Here is a 1316-nt window from a genome sequence, read left to right on the forward strand (position 1 = left end):
CACTAAGTTCTAACCCACCACACAAAATCGTACAAGGAATATTGATCTGTTCCTGCTGATGAATAGGACTATATTTCAAAATATCCTCTTGCGATAAGTTTAAAGCGTGATTTAAATGAGTCTCTTGTATAGGTAATAAATCATAAATCCCACTTAATAAAGTTGCCTTGGATAATAACGGATGGTTTAAACATAAAGCACCAAGATGAGCACCTGCTGAATGGCCGACCACTACTACTTCGCCTATTTTCCAATTTTGTTTAGCGATAAAATCGAGCGCTTGTTGAGTTTGAGCAACGATTTGTGAAATATGACTTTGAGGAGCCAAGTCATATTCTAAAAGTACACACTGCGCTCCTTTTGCTAATATGTACGGCGCTATAAAGGCAAAGTCCGATTTATCACACCACTGCCAATATCCCCCATGTATAAAAATTACGGTTTTACTGACATGTTCTAGAGGAAAAAAATCCAGAGTTGATCGGTTCTTCGAACCATACTTTATATCTTTTATATGATAATAAGCCTGATAACTCAGCAAGCTTCTGTATTGGAAGCCTGCTAGTATTTCACCTTCATTCTCTACCGTTGTAGCATTGTCATACTTTCTCATATACCAGTCACTTCAATGTTTCTTCACTAGAGTTGAGATTTAACTTTACGGTAGAACGTTTCAAATAATAGAAAAATATAAGAACAAGCACTAAAGGTACGCCAAATTGTAAAGTAGACTTAAATTCACTGGTAAACCAGGTAGTCACTGTAATGCTTAAAATCGCAATAAACCCAAACAAAGAGATAAATCGACTAGCAGGAATTTTAAATTTTAGTTGTATATTTTGCTGAACCATATGTCTTCTAAAAAACATATGAGTCACAAATATACTTCCCCACGTGAACAACGCACCAAACATGGATAGCGCAATCATAATTGGAAATGCGGAAGCTGGATTAATCGTATAAACAATACTAGCAATACCAATCCCTACCGCAGATAACAACAGCGCATTTACCGGTACACCATTACTACTAATTCGACCAAAGACTTTTGGGGCATCACCTGCACGTGACAAGCTAAACAGCATACGAGTTGAAATATAAAGCATGCTATTCATGGCTGATAAGGCAGCTACAATTACAATAAAGTTTAAAATGCTATCCGCATACGGGATACCGACAATCTTCATGACCATAACAAAAGGGCTTGTTGCATCTGCTCCAATCAAAACAGTCCACGGCACCAAAGTAACGATTAGGAATAAGGACAATAAATAAAACAAAATTAGTCGAAGTGCTGTGCTTTTGAATGCTTTTTT

Annotated in this window: 2 protein-coding genes; both read right to left on the reverse strand. The window is 36.8% G+C overall.

Annotated elements, in window-relative coordinates:
* A partial coding sequence (locus VXQ92_RS18470; RefSeq protein ID WP_416682789.1) for an alpha/beta hydrolase occupies positions 1-613 on the reverse strand: 613 nt, incomplete at its 3' end.
* A 7-nt stretch (positions 614-620) separates the two neighbouring features.
* On the reverse strand, positions 621-1316 hold a 696-nt coding region (locus tag VXQ92_RS18475), incomplete at its 5' end, for an amino acid permease (RefSeq protein ID WP_416682790.1).

The sequence above is a fragment of the Acinetobacter sp. 228 genome, assembly GCF_048147885.1.